This window comes from Pseudonocardia sp. C8, assembly GCF_014267175.1.
Taxonomy (GTDB): Bacteria; Actinomycetota; Actinomycetes; order Mycobacteriales; family Pseudonocardiaceae; genus Pseudonocardia.
In genome coordinates, this window is sequence record NZ_JACMTR010000002.1 from 4,748,217 (window position 1) to 4,764,999 (window position 16,783).

The window sequence follows — 16,783 nt, forward strand, 5'->3', positions numbered from 1 at the left end:
TCAGTTCTCCTCTCGGTAGGGCGAATCGGTGCCGGGCGGGTAGGCGCAGGACCGGCACCGCCCGTTGATCAGTGGGTGGTCGCTGGGATGACGGCAGCGGGAGCAGCAGGGCCTATCCGCGCCTGGATCCTGGGGAGAGTCCATGGAACGGCGCGAATGACCTGATTGAGCGTGACCTGCGGAAACGCTCCAATCATCCGCGCCAGGCTCGTCATCGGCGCCAGTGCGTTCGCCCTGGTCGGAGCCAATGCCGCCAGTCATGCCACCCTGGGGGCTCTCCCTGGCGCGGCGGGGATGATCCGAGTCGATCGACCAGATAGCTCCCTGCTGGAATCCGCGGCGCCTGGACCGGACTCCGGCTCGGTGGCGGACCCGCTGCAACGTCCGCTCCGGGATGTCGACCTTCTGGGCTGCCTCGCGGATGTCCTGGAACGGCGCGGTCCCGCCCTTGTCGTTCAGGTACTTGTTCAGCCAGTCCACGGCGTGGTCGCGTTCGGCGCGCTCGTCGGGATCCCCGCTGGTCTCCTTGGCGTCGCGCAGCAGGTCTTCCACCGATCGCGACGAGGGGCCGGTGAAGTCGAACCGGGCCGTCGCCGCGGTGCCCTTGGGGGTGGGGATGTCGACCGGGGTCAGGGTGTAGCTCAGCGATGGCAGATCATCGCGACCGAGACTGTTCTTGGTCTGGGTCATCACCCGCCCGTCGTCGTCCCGGGCGAATCCGAGCACGGCCCGCGCCACGTTCTTGAACGCGCCGGAGGCGGTGATCAGGTTGGACACGTCGGTACCGGAGGACTTGTTGAAGTGCGCGATCCCCAGGATCACGGCGCCGGTGCGGTCGGCCAGGGCGGTCAGCGGGTCAAGCGCGGTCCGGACCTCCCGTTCCCGATGGGTGTCGATCTTCTGCGCGACCGCGGACATCAACGGGTCCACCATGGTCGCCGCCACCTCGTGGCGGATGATCTCGGACTCGAGAAGGTCATTGTCGTGCGGCAGCGACAGGGCCCCGTCGGCGCCGGACTCGGTGATCACGTCGAACCGGCCGATCATCGACAGGTCAGCCCCGGCGGCGATCAGCCGCGGAACGATCGTGTGCTTCCACGAGTCCTCGACGGTCACGTAGAGCACCCGGCGCGGGGTGCCGTGGAACGCGCCGGGCAGCGTGCCCCGGCTGATCTGTGCGGCCATCCAGATCGCGAACGAGGATTTCCCGGTGCCCTCCCGCCCGGCCGCGATGACCTGCGACCCGGCCGGAACTCGCCCGTGCCCGTCTTCGGTTGTCCAGGCCCACACGACCGGCTCCGGCTCGATCTGTGAGGCCCAGGTGATCCGAGACTGGCGGCCGGTCGCCACCGTCTCGACGTCGGCCAGGTCCTCGACCCCGTATCCGGCGTGGACGTGGTCGGTCAGGTCGGCGCCCTTGTGGCCGGGCACCGGCTCGACCACCCGCACCGACCGAGCCCGGCCGGACAGGGCCGCACGGACCCGTTCGGCATGGGCCCGGCCCGGATCGTCTCGGTCGCGCACGACCAGCACATCCGCCCCGACGAGCGCCGCCGTGTGCTCGGCCTTCCAGCCTCCGGAGGATCCGCCGACACTGCACGTGGCAGTGACGCCGTACTCGCGGGCGGTCTCGACGTCGCGTTCACCCTCGACGACGAGGATCTGCCGACCGTCCGCCGCGGCGGCGAGCACCTCCGGCAGCCGGTAGAGCGTCGTGTTCAGCTCCGGGCAGCCGCCGAACTCGTAGTGCTCGCCCACCCGGTGCACCTGGTGGAACTTCTTGCCCGCCCGCCGGACGACCTTGGCGAACTCGGTGCCATCGGCGCGCTGGTAGACGTACTCGGCGCTGCCCGCGGGCGGGGCCCGGTGCGCGCCGTCGCCGTTCCGGCTCGGCGGTGCGGGGTCGGCGAACAGATCGGCCATCCGCAGCCCCAGGGCGCCGACGACGTCGCCGGTCTCGCATCCGGCGTGACACTTCAGCCCGACGCCACGGTCGTCCTCAGTGATCGACAGCGAGGGGGTCCTGTCGTCATGGCCGGGACACTGCGCCCGGCCGTTGTTGACGATGAACCCGTGGTCCTCCAGGGCGGCGCGCACCCTGTCGATCGGGGCACTCATCGGCGGGCCCCTACGCGCTTCGGGCTCCGCGCTCGGCTCCGCCGACGACGCTGCTGCGTCGGGACCGCAGCGACCGGCGGCCGGGACCGCCCGATGTTCACGGCGACGTCGCCGTGCTCGTCGAGGAACCGGATGTGCGGCAGAACGGGCGTCGTCGCGGCAGAAGGCGACTCCTCCGCCGGGACGGCATCCACGCTTCGGCACCGGCCACAGAGGACTCCGGGCGCGCCGAGCCAGGACCACGCCTGGCTCCCGCAGCGCGGGCATCGACTAGTGGGAAGCGACCGCGGCGCGAGGGTCTCGCCGTGGCCGTCGTGGTCATGCATGATTGACGTCAGCTCCTATCGGGCTGACGCCCTCGCGCGGGATGGTCGGGCACCACGTACGCGCGGGGGCGTCGTGGTGTCTACAGCGGGCGGTGAAGCGACGGCAGTAGCCCGCGAAGTCGCTCGATCTGCTCGGCGGTCGGTGCGGGCGCGGACTCGACGACCTCGCGGATGTGGTCGGCGAGCCGGTCCACGGCGAACCTGCGCCGGTCGTCGTCCACGCTGGGGTCGTCGGGGCCGCGGTGCCGGGTGCGCGCGGCGAGGGAGGCGCGTTCCCGCCGCTGCTCAGGGGTCAGAGGCGGGCGGCGACGCTGCGTCTCGTTGACGGTCATGGGCGGTGACTCCGCTGGGTGCAGTGCCCAGCGGGCCGCGTTCGAGGAGGCGACCCCCCGGGCACGGACGGCCTGGGGATCACGCTCGACGTCCCGCGGCACCCGGCCGTCGGACCTCCGGCAGCGGGTCCGCCCGGGACCCCTACTGCCCTCCGTCGTTCACCGCGCCCGCGGAGCGTGGACCCGAGGGGCCACCACCCGCACCGGCGTTTCAGTCCGCCTGAGACTCGGCGCGGGCCGCTTCGTGATCACGGCTAGCGAGTGCGCTAACGGTAGCAACGTGCTACCTGCTGCGCACTACTTCGCCGCGTCGGTGCTGCGCAACCAGTCGATCCGCTCGACCACTGGCATAGTCGCCCCGCCGCCGCGGCGGCCCTCCGGGCGCCGGTGCGCGACCAGCGTGCCGAGCAGGTCCGGGGCCAGCAGTATCCGAGCCACCGCCCGGCGAGTCGACATCGGAGACTTGCCCCACGCTGCCGCGACGTTCTTGCCAGGCGTGATCAACCCGCGCAGCGCCGACGGGGTCTGTAGCTCTCGCTCCCGAGCTTCGGCCGCCCGCAGCCGCTCCAGCAGTTGCGGCTCGGTGCGGGCGGCCAGGGTCAGCGAGACCGATCCATCGGCCACGGCGTCGGCCAGCTCATCCAGGCGGGTCCGCAGTGAGGCGATCTCGGCACGCACATTCTCAATCTCGGCGTTCTGATCGTCATTGCCCGCGGCGAGCGCCTCATGGATGTCGGCGCGGGCGAGCCACTTCAGCATGGCCTTCTCGGCGATCGAGTCCAGCTCATCGGCGTCGACTCGCACGCACCCGCGCTCGTGGCACTGGTACTCCCGTCTCCGGGCTCGGTTGGTCGCGGCCAGTCGGGAGTCACACTCGGCGCACCGGGCGATCATGGAGAGCAGATGGACACCGCGGCCGGGCCGAGTGGTTCGCCGGGTCGGGTTGGTCAGGATGCGCTGTACCGCGTAGTAGTCGGCCTCGGACACGATGCCGGGCCAGGCTCCAGGGACGATGCGGGCGTCGGTGCTGAGCGCCGCGGGCCGCTGGGTGCCGCGCACCCCGTTCCGTCCCGGGTCGTGCACCCGCAGCCCTGCATAGGTGGGGTTGAGCAGCAGCGACCGCAGGTGCGCTCCAGAGAACGGTCCGCCGGATCGCTTCTGAATGCCGCGCTCGGCGAGGTCGGCGGTGATCGACCGCAGCGAGTGCCCCTTGATCACCCGGTCGAACAGCTCGGCGACCACCGGCGCCTCGTCGGGGTGCGGTTCCTGGCCGATGTAGCGCCGGGTGTGTCCGTCGTAGGTGCGGCGGTACCCGTATGCGACCGGACCGTGCGGCTTGCCGTCCGCGGCGTTCGCGGCGGCGGCCCGCTTCGCCCGCAGGGAGACCTTGGACGACTCGTACTCGCTGTCCACGGCGTCCTCCTGGAGGGTGCGCCGATCGCGGCCGTTGGTCGGATCGTAGGTGCGCCCGTGCGTGGTGACATGGATGGCAACGCCGCGCTCGGCGCAGATGTCGATCAGGTCGCACCACTCGCCCGCCCGCCGGGACCCGCGCGAGGACTCCCAGATGATCAGCACCGAGGCACCGAACCGTCCGGAGTCAAGATCGGCCATCAGCTCCGCGAATCCGTCCCGGACCTTCTTCGAGTAGCGCGACGCGCTCACCGACTCGTCCCGGTACGGCGTGCCCAGCGTCCAGCCCTCGCGCTCGGCGGTGGCGGCGTTGTCGTCGTGCTGCTCGTCCAGGGACCGCGCCCGCCCGGACCGGTCGAGGCTGACCCGCAGGTACTCCCGCGCCGTAGGGGTCGTGCCGTTGCGCGTCGTCGTCATGACCCGTACGGTACCAATAGGAAGGCTGATGCTTGTCGATGTCCGTGGGGCCGCCGCGCAGCCAGCTCCGGACGTGGTGTGCATGCAGGTGGCGGGTACGGCCGCAGCCGGGGAACCGGCAGCCCCCGCCGTCGGCGGTGTCGCGGGCGGTGAGTGCGGCGATCTGGGCGGGCGAGGCCAGGCGACGGGAACGCCCCAGGTAGAGCCGGTTCGTCCGGCGGTCGTCGAGCAGGGCCTGGGCGCGGGCGTCGCAGGCCAGCCGCTCCGCGGTCGGAGCGGGTATCGCGGGGCCGCCGGCGAGCTGCGCCGTTCCGGTGGCGGCGTCCAGATGGACGATCACCTGCGCGGCTCCCCGTTCGACGGTCGGGCCGTCGGCCGCGTCCTGCCCCCGGACGAGGGTCAGCAACGCGTCGGCGCGGCGGGCCGCCGTCCGGTCCGCCACGCTGCCGGGCTCCTGCTCGAGCTCCCGGTGTCGGCGGGCCGCCCCGTACAGGCCGTCGACCGGGGTGCAGTCCGTCTCGCGGACCGCGTCCGGCCCCGGGAGCAGCGCGTCGATGGCCGCGATCAGCACCGCGCCGTCGTCCGGCGTCAACCGCCCGCGCAGGACGAGTGAGCCGTCGGCGTCGTGGTACCAGCTCACGCCGCGGCGGGCCGCGGAACCCGCAGGCGGGGTGCTCCGGCGGCGCACGGCCCGGACCACGGTCTCGACGTGGCTGGCCGTGCCGGAGAGGGCCAGGTCCAGGAGCACCTGCTCGGCGACCTCGGGCTCGGCCACGCCGTGCACGGCCGTTCCGGTGTGCGGGTCCGTCGAGCCGTCGGGGGTCGTGTCGTGGCCGGCCCGGGTGGAGCCGTCGGCCGCCGCGCCGTCGCCGGTCGCCGTGACGCGTGCGGTCGTGCCCGCCGCCCCGCCGGTCGCCTGGGCGCTGCCGGTCGAGCGGCAGGCGCTCGCGGTGTCCTGGCCGGTCGGAGTGCTGTCCTCGGCCGTGGGGTCGCAGTGGGCCGTGCGCCCGACCCCGGTACCGCTCTCCCCGGTCGCGGAGGCAGGAGTGAACGCACCACCGGCGGTGGTTCCCGGTACCTCATCGGCTGCGTCGACGGTTCCGTCATCGGCTGCGTCATCGGCTGGGTCATCGATACTGCCGGGCGCACCGGATCCGCCGGTCTCGGCGTGCGCGGCCACGACATCAGTGCCGTCCGCACCTGCGGTTGCCGCCGCGATCCGGGCCAGGACCGAACTGTCCGACCCGGTCACCCTGGTGATCGCCCGGACCTTCGAGTAGGAGATCCGCCCGGCTGCGAACGCGGCGGTGACACGGGGCAGGTTCTCCAGGGCGTGGGCCACCCGCAGATGCTCGGTCGCGGTGCGCAGGCTCATCCCCGCCCGCCAGGACAGCCAGTGCGCGCAGGACCGGATACCGACTCCGCTCCAGCCGCCGCGCCGGTCGAACTCGGCGAGCAGCTGCAGGAATCGGCACTCGGCGGCGGCGATGTGCCCCGCCAGGCCGAGCAGTTCCGACTCCAGGTCGGGCAGGCTCAGGGCCGGTAGCGGGACGGGCTCGGTCGTGATGGACATCGGACACTCCCGGATTTCGAACTGATGTTCCCATGCGGGAGGATGGCAGGCAGGTCCGACGTTTTTCGGCCCGCGAGCCCCGGGCGGGCCCCGTCGGGCGTTCCGCGGAATGCCGGAACGAGCCGCGTCCACGCACGGCTCACCGGCTTCACGCACGTCTCACCGCGTTCCGCGGAACGCACGGACAACCGGACCGGAACCGCACCGGCGGGGTATCGCTTCACGCCGGCCCGGCCGAGCGCGCGAGACGGCCGGCGCGTCGAGAGCGCCGGTACCGCCGTCAGGCCGAGCGCGGCGATGCCCGCGCCCACGCGCCATCGGGGCGGCCGCGGCGCCCACCCGGGGACGCGGCGCGGACCCGGGGACGCGGCGCGGGCCGGGCTGACGGTGGCCGGGCGGGTCCCGTCCCCGAGCCGGGGATCTACGGCAACGCGGCCGCCATCCGGCGCACGGCCTCGGTGAGGATCTCCGGGCTCGTCGCGAGGTTGAGCCGCGCGTGCCCGGCCCCGCCGTCCCCGAACGGGAGGCCGGAGTTGAGGGCCACGCGTCCCCGCTCGAGGAACGCCGCCGCCGGGTCGTCGCCCAGCCCGAGCTGCCGGCAGTCCAGCCAGGCCAGGAACGTCGCCGGTGACGGCCGGTACCGGACCGCCGGCAGGTGCTCGGTGAGCAGCGCCGCCAGCAGCCTGCGGTGCGACGCCAGCGCGGCCAGGAACTCGTCGAGCCAGTCCCGGCCGTCGTCCAGACCGGCGACGTGCGCCTGCACCGCCACGTGGCTCGCCCCGGCCTCGAGCATGCCGGCGGGGAAGCGCCCGAGGTCCACCTCCGGCCCGGTGACGGCGATCGCCGCCTTCAGCCCGGCCAGGTTCCACGCCTTCGTGGCCGACATCAGGCTGACCCCGTTCTCGGCGCCGGGGACGCTCAGCCACGGGGTGAACGGGGTGCCCGGATCGATCAGCGGAGCGTGGATCTCGTCGGCGACGACCGTGACCTGCCGCCGCCGGGCCAGGTCGGCGACGGCGGCGAGCTCCTCGGCGGTGTGCACGGTGCCCGTCGGGTTGTGTGGCGAGCAGAGCAGGAACGCACCGACGCGCCCGTCGGCGAACACTGCGTCCAGGGCTGCGAGGTCCAGCCGGCCGTCCTCGCCCAGCGGCGCGCCGACGGGCTGCATCCCGCCGTGCGCGAGGAACGCGTAGAACGGCGGGTACACCGGCGGGGTGACGGCGACGGCGTCCCCCGGCGGCAGCACGACCTTCAGCGCCTCGACGATCCCCTGCATCACGTCCGGGACGACGAGCGAGCGGGCCGGGTCGAGGCGGTCCCACCCCCACCGGTCGCGGGCGAACCGTGCGAAGGCCGTCGGGTAGCCGTCCCCGGCGGGATAGCCGGTGTCGCCGCGCCGGACGGCGCGGGTGACGGCGTCGACGATCGCGGGGGCGAGCGGGACGTCGGCCTCGGCCACCCAGAGCGGGAGCACGTCGTCGTCGTGGGTCCGCCACTTCATGCTCGTACGGCGGCGCAGCTCGGTCAGCGGGGGGAACTCCAGCGGCGGCACGGGGCCGATGCTGGCACGCCGATCACCTCCGCGAGAAGCGGCGGAACACCGCGTCCAGCTCCTTCACCTTCAGCAACCGCATCCCGGCGACAGCCAGCGGCAGGGCGACGAGCGACCCACCGACGAGCACGGTCCACGCCTGCGCGACGACCGGCCAGCCCGCCGTCGCCGGCTCCACGAGCCGGGCCAGGCCCCACGCGACCGCGGCGCCGGCCGCGGACGCGAGCGCCACCCGGACCACGGTGTTCAGCACCTCACCGCTGCGCGCGCGCCCCAGCCGTCTCCGCAGCAGCAGCTGGCCGAGGACCGCCCCGCCGACGAAGGACAGGGAGTTCGCCGCGGCCAGCCCCAGCACCACCTGCTCCGGCGGGAGGACCAGCGGGCACGCCAGCAGCAGCGGGATCTTCACCCCGACCATGCCCAGCTGGATCAGGGTGGGCGTGCGGGAGTCGGTCATCGCGTAGAAGACGCGCATCTGCAGCATCGTCACCGCGTACGGGAGCAGCCCGAACGCCGACCACGCGACCGTCTCCCCCAGCCGCGCAGCGCCCGCCCCGCTGCCCGCACCGACCGAGAACAGGGCCGTCCCGAGTGCGCCGCCGAACGCCGTCATGACGGCCGCGATCGGCAGCAGCCCGACCGTGGACAGCCGGGCGCCCAGCGAGAGGTCGGTGACGACCTGGGCCGTGTCGCCGCTGGCCGCTGCCCGGCTCATCCGCGGCATCAGGGCCGTCAGCAGGGACACGCCGAGCACGCCGTACGGGACCTGCAGCAGCAGCCACGCGTTCTGGTACGTCGACACCGAGCCACCGTCGGCGGCCGCGGCCACCCGGGTGGTGACGATGTAGCCGATCGCCCCGACGAGGACGTAACCCATGATCCAGCCGACCATGCCGCCGGCCACGCTCAGCCGCGGGTCCCAGCCCCAGAGCGGGCGGTACCGGAACCCGATCCGGCGCATGAACGGGATCAGCACCAGCGCCTGCACGACGATGCCCAGGGTCGTGCCCAGGCCCAGGACCAGCAGTTTCGGATCGCCCATCCGCACCGGGTCGACCGAGATCTCCCCGGGGACCAGCACGTACACGACGAGCACCACGAGCACGACGAGGTTGTTCAGCACCGGGGCCCACGCGAACGGCCCGAACACCTGTTTCGAGTTCAGGATCGCGCCGAGCAGGGCGCCGACGCCGTAGAAGAAGATCTGCGGCAGCAGCAGCCAGGCGAACGCGGTCGCGAGCTCCGGATTGGACTGTCCGGAGCTGCCGGAACCGAGATACAGGCGGGTGAGCAGCGGTGCCGCGGCCATCGCCAGCACCGTCGCCGCCAGCAGGCCGACGCCGACCACGGTCAGGAGCCGCCGGGTGAAGGCCTCGCCCCCGTCGGCGTCCTCGGCCTGCGCGCGCACCAGGACCGGGATCATCACGCTGGTGAGCACGCCGCCGATGAGGAACTCGTAGACGATGTTCGGCAGCGTGTTGGAGACGGTGTAGGAGTCGTTGACGACGGCGAGGCCGAGCACCGCGACGAGCGCCAGGTTCCGGACGAATCCGGTGATCCGGCTGACCAGGCTCGCGATCGCGATCATGCCGGACGACCGGACGAGCGAGCCGGTGTTCTCGGTGCCCGCCGTCCGGGTGGCGGCCGGCGGGCCCGGGGCCGGGCTGCCACCGGGCGGCGCGGGGTCCGCGGTGGCGGGCGGCGCGGGGTCCGCGGTGCCCGGCGCGGGTGGGGGAGGCGCCGACCGTCCGCCGGGGCGCGGCGGGTGCGGAACGGGAACGGCCGGCGGCCGGGGCCCCGCGGCCGGGTCGATCGGCGTCGTCGGCGGCCCCTCCTCGGGCGGCACCGGTCGCCCGACCGGGCGAGTGGTCTCCCGGTCCGATTCCCCGGGTGCCGGACGGAACCGTTCCGGCATCACCGGTCGGGGTATCGGCGCCCGCTCCGCCCGTCGGTCCTCACGCATCGCGCTCCATCGTGCCGGATCCCCGTCCTTCCCACGGATCCGCCCGCCCCGGGCCGGATGCGCCCGGCCGGTGGAGTGTCCGGGTGCCGGTGGCCGCGTTCCGCGGAACGCTCCTGCACCGGGCAGGGGCCCGGACGGCGGCCACGGGGGCCTCCGGGGCGTACCCCCGCCCGGGGCCGGACGCACCCGGCCGGTGGGCCGGCGGGCGCGCCGGGTGCCGGTCGTCGCGTTCCGCGGAACGCGGCCACCGGTACCGGACGCCGCGGAACGGTGGGACGGCGCCGCGAACAGGTGGGGTTCCGGGCCCGCCGCCACCCGGCGGCGGTCAGTCCGGACGGCGGATGTCCAGCACCAGCTTCCGGTCCGGCGGTGGATCGGCCGTGACCAGCAACGCCGCCCCGCCCAGGATCTGCCGGGCGTCCGGGATCCGCTCCGGGGTGTCGGTGTGCAGCTCGAGCAGCGGGGTCCCGGGGCGGACCTCCTCCCCGGGCTCGACGAGCAGCCGTACCCCCGCGGCGGGCTGCACCGGGTCCTCCTTGCGGGCCCGGCCGGCCCCGAGCCGCCAGGCCGCGGTGCCGACGGCGAGGGCGTCCGCGCCGGAGAACACCCCGGTCCGGTCGGCGGTGATCTCGTCCACGTGCCGGGCGACCGGCAGCGGCGCGGACGGGTCGCCGCCCTGGGCAGCGATCATCCGCTCCCACACGTCGTGGGCCGCACCCGAGGCGAGCACGGCGGCCGGGTCGGCATCGGTGATCCCGGCCAGGACCAGCATCTCCCTCGCCAGCGCGACGGTGAGCGCGACGACGTCCGCGGGCCCGCCGCCGCGCAGCACCTCGACCGACTCGGCGACCTCCAGGGCGTTGCCGACGCACCGCCCGAGCGGCCGGGACATGTCGGTGAGCAGCGCCGTCGTCGGGAGCCCGTGCGCGGCGCCGATCGCGGTCATCGCGTCGGCCAGCTCCCCGGCCCGGCCGAGGGTCTTCATGAACGCCCCGGACCCGACCTTGACGTCGAGCACCAGCCCGCCGGTCCCCTCGGCGAGCTTCTTGCTCATGATCGAGCTCGCGATCAGCGGGATGGACTCGACCGTGCCGGTGACGTCGCGCAGTGCGTACAGCCGCCGGTCGGCAGGGGCGAGGGTCGGGGTCGTCGCGCAGACCACGGCGCCGACCTCGACCAGCTGGTCCCGGATCTCCGCGGTCGACAGCGAGGCCCGCCAGCCGGGGATCGACTCCAGCTTGTCGAGCGTGCCACCGGTGTGGCCGAGCCCGCGCCCGGACAGCTGCGGGACGGCCGCCCCGCACGCCGCGACCAGCGGCGCCAGCGGCAGCGTGATCTTGTCGCCGACCCCGCCGGTGGAGTGCTTGTCGACCAGCGGGCGACCGACGTCGCCGAAGTCCAGCACCTCCCCGGAGTCGATCATCGCCTGCGTCCAGTGCGCCGTCTCGGCGGCGTCCATCCCGTTGAGCAGGATCGCCATCGCCAGGGCGGACATCTGCTCGTCCGCGACCTCGCCGCGCGTGTAGGCGCCGACCACCCACTCGATCTGCGCGCGGGTGAGCTCGTGACAGTCCCGCTTGGCCGCGATCACCTCGACGGCGCCGAACGACCGGCCCCCGCCGCGGGTCACCGCGCGCCCCCGCCCGGTGGCAGGTGCTCCGGCCCGAACGCGTCCGGGAGCACCTCGGTGAACGGCCGCACCCCGCGGGGCGTGTCGCACAGCAGCTCCGGCCCGCCGAACTCGTACAGCACCTGCCGGCAGCGCCCGCACGGCATGAGCAGGTCACCGCCGCCGGACCGGCACGCGACCGCGAGCAGCCGGCCGCCGCCGGTGAGCCGCAGCTGCCCGGCGAGGGTCACCTCCGCGCAGGCACCGAGGCCGTAGGAGGAGTTCTCCACGTTGCACCCGGTCACGATCCGGCCGTCGTCGACCAGCGCCGCGGCCCCGACCCGCAGCCCGGAGTACGGCGCGTACGCCCACGCGGCCGCGGCGACGGCCGCCGACCGGAGCTCGGGCCAGTCCGGCTCCGGCGGCCCCGGCCGCATCATGTCCGCACCGGCCCCGGACGGTCCGCCGCCGGCCATCAGGCCCCCTCCCCGCGCCGGTAGGGCTCGCCGAGCCGGGCGGGTGGTCGTAGTCGCTGGCTCGCGGCCGCGAGCACGACCAGCGTGACCAGCTGGGGCGCGTAGGACGCGAACTCCGAGGGCACCGTGTCGGCCGCCCAGTACAGCGCGTAGACCACGGCGCCGGCCGCCAGCGCGACCGCGGTGGCCGTCCACATGCGCCGGACCGCCCACAGCACCGCGACCACGACCGCGACGAGCGTGGCGCCGTACAGCAGGGCGTGCACGGCGTCGCCGCCGGCGCGCAGCTGCAGGCCGTCGACGTAGCCGAACAGCGCCGAGCCGACCAGCAGCCCGGCCGGCCGCCAGTTGCCGAAGATCATCGCGGCGAGCCCGATGTAGCCACGGCCGCCGACCTGGTTCTCCAGGTAGCCGAGCTGGGCCGGGTTGAGCACCAGCGCCGCACCGCCGAGGCCGGCGAGCCCACCGGAGACGACGACCGCGACGTACTTGTGCAGCACGACGTTCACCCCCAGCGACTCGGCCGCCACCGGCGACTCGCCTGCCGACCGCAGCCGCAGCCCGAACGGTGTCCGCCACAGGATCCCGTAGCTGACCGGCACCAGCACGAGCCCGAGGACGACGATCGGCGTCAGCCCGGTGACCAGCCCGGACAGCAGCCCGGCCAGGTCGGACACGAACACCCGCTGCTGGGCCTCGAGGGCCTGCAGGCCCGGGGAGACGCCGGGGACGGAGAACTCGGTGAACCCGTCGATCCGCGGCGACTGGCGCGGGTTCTGCGAGACCGGGGTGAACACCAGCGTCGCCAGGTACTTGGTCAGCCCGGTGCCGAGCAGGGTGATCGCCACACCCGAGACGATGTGGTTGACGTGGAACGTGACGGTCGCGACCGCGTGCAGGCCGCCGCCGAGCGCGCCGAACACCAGGCCGCCGAGCACGGCGGCCCACGGGCCCCCCAGGTACCCGGCCCAGGCCGCGCCCCAGGTGCCGAGCACCATCATGCCCTCGAGACCGATGTTGATGATGCCGGCCCGCTCGGACCAGAGCCCGCCGAGCGCGGCGAACAGGATCGGCAGCCCGAGCCGGACCGCGGCCTCCGAGGTGCCGGACGAGGCGAGCTGGGTCTGCCCGGTCAGCGTCACGGTGATCGACAGGACGAGCACCAGCCCGGCCGCGATCAGGGCCGACCGGGCCCAGCCGGGAAGGGTCGCGGCCCGGCCGGTGAGGCGCGCGAGCACGGCCGTCATGACGGGGCCCCCACCGGCTCCGGCACCGCGGCGGCCACCCGGCGCTGCTCGGCGCGCCGCTCCACCCGGCGCACCAGCTCGTAGGCCACGACCACCGACAGCACGATCAGCCCCTGCATGATCAGCACGATCTCCCGAGGGATCCCGACGACGTCGAGCGCCACGGCGGACTTGTCCAGGAACGCCCACAGCAGTGCGCCGAGGGCGATGCCGACCGGGTGGTTGCGGCCCAGCAGCGCGATCGCGATACCGGTGAAGCCGTAGCCCTGCGGGGAGGTGAGCGTGTACGCGTGGTCGCGGCCGAGCAGCTCCGGCAGCCCGATCAGCCCGGCCACCGCTCCGGACAGGAGCAGCGCGACGACGATCGTCCGCCGCGCGTTCACACCACCGGCCGACGCCGCCGTCCGCGATTCGCCGGAGGCGCGCAGCTCGAACCCGAACCGGGTCCGGCCGAGCAGGAACCAGTAGCCGACCCCCAGCGCGGCGGCGACGAACACCATCCCGAAGATCGTCCCGTTGCCGAGCGGGATGCCGGGGAACCAGCCGGACTCGGGGATCGGCGGGGTGGTGATGTTGTTGCCGCGCCGCTCTCCGAACGTCTCCCCGCGGATGAGGAACGCGATCGTCCCGGTGGCGATCGCGTTCAGCATGATCGTCGAGATGACCTCGGAGACCCCGCGGTAGGCCTTGAGCAGCGCCGGGATCGCGACCCACGCCGCGCCGGCCAGCACCGCCACCAGCATGATCAGCAACGTGTGCAGCACCGGCGGGAGCGGCACCGTCCCGCCGACGATCGCGGCCACGCAGGCGGCGATCCGGTACTGGCCCTCGACGCCGATGTTGAACAGCCGCATCTGGAAGCCGATCGCGACCGCCAGCGCGGCGATGTAGTAGACGGCCGCGGAGTTGACCGTGTCCACGGCGACCGTGCCCGAGCCGAGCTGGGACAGGATCGTGGTGAGCGCGGTCCACGGCGAGGCCCCGCTGACGACCAGCGCGACCGCGCACAGCAGCGCGGCCACGCCGATCGCCAGCGCGGGCGCCACGATCGCACCACGCAGCCGCGTCATGTCCGGCCCCTCATGTCCGGCCCTTCATGACACTGCCCCGGTCATCTTCGTGCCCAGCTCCTCCGGGGTGACGGTGGCGGGATCGGCGGTGCCGACCAGCCGCCCGGCGTGCAGGACGGCCAGGGTGTCGGACAGGCCGATCAGCTCGTCCAGGTCGGCGGAGACCAGCAGGACGGCGAGACCCGCGGCGCGGGCCCGCCGCAGCTCGGCCCATATCCCGGCCTGGGCGCCGACGTCGACGCCGCGGGTGGGGTGGGCGGCGATCAGCAGCACCGGGTCCCCGGACAGCTCCCGGCCGACGACGAGCTTCTGCTGGTTGCCGCCGGACAGCGCCGAGGCCATGACGTCGATGCCCGGGGTGCGCACGTCGAACGCGCCGACGATCCGCTCGGTGTCGGTGCGGGCGGCGGCCCGGTCGATCAGCCCGCGGCGCCCGATCGGCGGCCGGGACTGGAAGCCGAGAACCCGGTTGGCCCACAGCGGCTGGTCGCCGAGCAGGGCGTGCCGGGTGCGGTCCTCCGGGACGTAGCCGACGCCCCGCTCGCGCCGGGCCATCGTGGACAGGCCGGAGACGTCCTCCCCGGACAGCAGCACCCGCCCGCGGGCGTGCCGCCGCATCCCCATGATCGTCTCGACGAGCTCGGTCTGGCCGTTGCCCTCCACGCCGGCGACGCCGAGCACCTCGCCGGCGTGCACCACGAGGTCGACGCCGTCGAGCAGGTCCCGCCCGCCGGCCGGGTCGGGCAGCCCGAGGCCCTCGACCCGCAGCACCTCGCGCTCGGTCACGGTCGATTCCCGCGTCCCGGGCGACGGCAGCTCGGAGCCGACCATCATCTCGGCCAGCTCGGAGTTGGTCACCCGCCCCGGATCGACGGTGCCGACGGTGCGCCCCCGGCGGAGCACGGTGATCCGGTCCGCGATCGCGCGGACCTCGTCGAGCTTGTGCGAGATGAACAGGAACGTGTAGCCGTCGGCCTGCATCGTCCGCACGGTCGCGAACAGCTCGTCGACCTCCTGCGGAACCAGCACCGCGGTCGGCTCGTCGAGGATCACGGTCCGGGCACCGCGGTAGAGCACCTTGAGGATCTCGATGCGCTGGCGCTCGGCGACGCCGAGATGCTCGACGAGCGTGTCCGGTGCGGCCGACAGCCGGACCGCGGCCGCGAGCTCGGCGATCCGTGCGCGGGCCGCCTTCCCGATGCCGTGCCGCCGCTCCGCCCCGAGCAGGACGTTCTCGGCGACGGTCAGGTTGTCGGCCAGCATGAAGTGCTGGTGGACCATCCCGATCCCGGCGGCGATGGCGTCCGCCGGGCTGCGGAAGTGCGTCCCGGCGCCGCCGACCGCGATCGTGCCCTCGTCCGGGGCCAGCATCCCGTAGAGGATCTTCATCAGGGTCGACTTGCCGGCCCCGTTCTCGCCGCAGAGGGCGTGGACCTCACCGGGGCGCACGGCGAGGTCCACGCCGTCGTTCGCGACGACGCCGGGGAACCGCTTGGTGATCCCCCGCAGCTCGACGGCGTGCTCGATCACTTGGTGGACGACACCTGGATCCGACCGGCGATGATCGCCGCCTTGTAGGCCTCGAGCTGCGGCCGGATGTCGTCGACGAAGCCGCCGGAGGTGGAGTAGCCCACGCCGTCGTTGCGCAGGTCGAACCGCTTCGGGAGCTGGTCGACGGTGTTCCCGGCGACGGCGTTGACGTAGTCGTACACCGCCACGTCGACCCGCTTGATCATCGACGTCATGATCACGTCGCGGACCTGGGTCAGCTGCGGCGAGTTGTACTGGTCGGAGTCGACGCCGATCGCCTTCTTCTGCGCGGTCTGCGCGGCGGCGAAGACGCCCTGGTTCGACTGGCCGGCCGCGGCGAACACGATGTCCGCGCCCCCGTCGTACTGGCCGGAGGCGATCTCGGTGCCGCGGGTGGCGTCGTTGAACCCGGAGTTGTCCCCGAGCGGCGAGATGTAGGCCGAGTCGACCTGAACGTTCGGCGCGGCCGCCGTGGCCCCCTGCGCGTAGCCGGCGTCGAACTTCTGGATCAGCGGGTTGTCGACGCCGCCGACGAAGCCGACCTTGCAGGTCTGGGTCTTCAACGCGGCCGCCACGCCGACCAGGAAGGAGCCCTGCTCCTCGGCGAAGACCAGCGGGGTGACGTTCGGCAGCTGCACGGTGTCGTCGTCGACGATCGCGAACCTCGTCTGCGGGAACTCCTTCGCGACCGTGCTCACCCCGGTCGCGTAGTTGAAGCCCACCGCGATGATCGGGTTGAAGCCGCCCTGTGCGAGCTGGCGCAGCCGGGTCGTGCCGGCGTCCTCGCTCTCGCCCTGCTGGGCGGTGGCCTCCCGGGTGTTGGCCTTCTGCAGGCCCAGCTCGGCGACCGCCCGGTCCAGCCCGGCCGCGGCGGCGTCGTTGAACGACGCGTCGCCGCGCCCGCCGATGTCGTAGGCGAGGCCCACCTTGAGGCGGCTCGCGTCGGCCCTCGGCTTCTCCGGGGCGGGCTGCGCGCTCGCCGCCGGGACCGACGGCGGTGCGACGCGCTCGCACTGCCCGCCCTGGGCGGTCCCCCCACCGCCGCCGGTGTCGCGGGCGCAGCCCGCCAGTGCGAGTGCTGCGACGGCCGCGACGGCGACCGCGGTCGCGACCCTGCTCCGCCGTCCGATGCGCTGCTGGATCCGCACGAACGTCCT

11 protein-coding genes and 1 pseudogene are annotated in these 16,783 nt (G+C 73.9%); all 12 read right to left on the bottom strand.

What is annotated here, in order from left to right:
* The 12 genes and pseudogenes from H7X46_RS22535 to H7X46_RS22590 all read right to left on the bottom strand — a co-directional run bounded on the left by H7X46_RS22535 (nucleotide 1) and on the right by H7X46_RS22590 (nucleotide 16,774).
* Entirely contained in the window at nucleotides 1-2,118 is a 2,118-nt protein-coding gene (locus H7X46_RS22535) for an AAA family ATPase (protein WP_222131388.1), read from the bottom strand.
* A 406-nt stretch (nucleotides 2,119-2,524) separates the two neighbouring features.
* A complete protein-coding gene (locus H7X46_RS22540; RefSeq protein WP_222131389.1) occupies nucleotides 2,525-2,776 on the bottom strand; it encodes a hypothetical protein in 252 nt (83 codons plus the stop codon).
* 297 nt (nucleotides 2,777-3,073) lie between these two features.
* Nucleotides 3,074-4,606, bottom strand: coding sequence for a recombinase family protein (locus H7X46_RS22545; RefSeq protein WP_186361299.1), 1,533 nt, complete (start codon nucleotides 4,604-4,606; stop codon nucleotides 3,074-3,076).
* 151 nt (nucleotides 4,607-4,757) lie between these two features.
* Nucleotides 4,758-6,179 (bottom strand): annotated as a pseudogene (locus tag H7X46_RS29150) (DUF222 domain-containing protein); the annotation flags it as partial.
* Between the two features lie 421 nt (nucleotides 6,180-6,600).
* The gene (locus H7X46_RS22555) at nucleotides 6,601-7,731 is read right to left on the bottom strand and encodes a MalY/PatB family protein (RefSeq protein ID WP_370588910.1); all 1,131 of its coding nucleotides are present in this window, start codon (nucleotides 7,729-7,731) and stop codon (nucleotides 6,601-6,603) included.
* A gap of 22 nt (nucleotides 7,732-7,753) precedes the next feature.
* On the bottom strand, nucleotides 7,754-9,319 hold the full coding sequence (gene murJ, locus H7X46_RS22560; protein ID WP_370588911.1) for a murein biosynthesis integral membrane protein MurJ: 1,566 nt from the start codon (nucleotides 9,317-9,319) through the stop codon (nucleotides 7,754-7,756).
* Between the two features lie 700 nt (nucleotides 9,320-10,019).
* On the bottom strand, nucleotides 10,020-11,324 hold the full coding sequence (locus tag H7X46_RS22565) for a thymidine phosphorylase (RefSeq protein ID WP_186361301.1): 1,305 nt from the start codon (nucleotides 11,322-11,324) through the stop codon (nucleotides 10,020-10,022).
* Nucleotides 11,321-11,779 (bottom strand): cytidine deaminase, encoded by a 459-nt coding sequence (locus H7X46_RS22570; protein ID WP_186361302.1) that lies wholly within the window; start codon nucleotides 11,777-11,779, stop codon nucleotides 11,321-11,323. Before H7X46_RS22570 ends, H7X46_RS22565 begins: the two co-directional genes overlap by 4 nt.
* Entirely contained in the window at nucleotides 11,779-13,026 is a 1,248-nt protein-coding gene (locus H7X46_RS22575) for an ABC transporter permease (protein ID WP_186361303.1), read from the bottom strand. Before H7X46_RS22575 ends, H7X46_RS22570 begins: the two co-directional genes overlap by 1 nt.
* Nucleotides 13,023-14,096, bottom strand: a complete 1,074-nt coding sequence (locus tag H7X46_RS22580; RefSeq protein ID WP_186361304.1) for an ABC transporter permease — start codon at nucleotides 14,094-14,096, stop codon at nucleotides 13,023-13,025. Before H7X46_RS22580 ends, H7X46_RS22575 begins: the two co-directional genes overlap by 4 nt.
* Before the next feature lie 24 nt (nucleotides 14,097-14,120).
* On the bottom strand, nucleotides 14,121-15,626 hold the full coding sequence (locus H7X46_RS22585) for an ABC transporter ATP-binding protein (protein ID WP_186361305.1): 1,506 nt from the start codon (nucleotides 15,624-15,626) through the stop codon (nucleotides 14,121-14,123).
* A complete protein-coding gene (locus H7X46_RS22590; RefSeq protein ID WP_186361306.1) occupies nucleotides 15,623-16,774 on the bottom strand; it encodes a BMP family ABC transporter substrate-binding protein in 1,152 nt (383 codons plus the stop codon). The genes H7X46_RS22585 and H7X46_RS22590 overlap by 4 nt, the downstream gene beginning before the upstream one ends.
* Between the last annotated feature and the right edge of the window lie 9 nt (nucleotides 16,775-16,783).

Excerpts from the sequence above, each read along its gene's own strand:
- H7X46_RS22535 (WP_222131388.1), bottom strand. The coding sequence starts at position 2,118 with ATGAGTGCCCCGATCGACAGGGTGCGCGCCGCCCTGGAGGACCACGGG.
- H7X46_RS22540 (WP_222131389.1), bottom strand. The coding sequence starts at position 2,776 with ATGACCGTCAACGAGACGCAGCGTCGCCGCCCGCCTCTGACCCCTGAG.
- H7X46_RS22545 (WP_186361299.1), bottom strand. The coding sequence starts at position 4,606 with ATGACGACGACGCGCAACGGCACGACCCCTACGGCGCGGGAGTACCTG.
- murJ (WP_370588911.1), bottom strand. The coding sequence starts at position 9,319 with ATGATCGCGATCGCGAGCCTGGTCAGCCGGATCACCGGATTCGTCCGG.
- H7X46_RS22570 (WP_186361302.1), bottom strand. The coding sequence starts at position 11,779 with ATGGCCGGCGGCGGACCGTCCGGGGCCGGTGCGGACATGATGCGGCCG.
- H7X46_RS22575 (WP_186361303.1), bottom strand. The coding sequence starts at position 13,026 with ATGACGGCCGTGCTCGCGCGCCTCACCGGCCGGGCCGCGACCCTTCCC.
- H7X46_RS22580 (WP_186361304.1), bottom strand. The coding sequence starts at position 14,096 with ATGACGCGGCTGCGTGGTGCGATCGTGGCGCCCGCGCTGGCGATCGGC.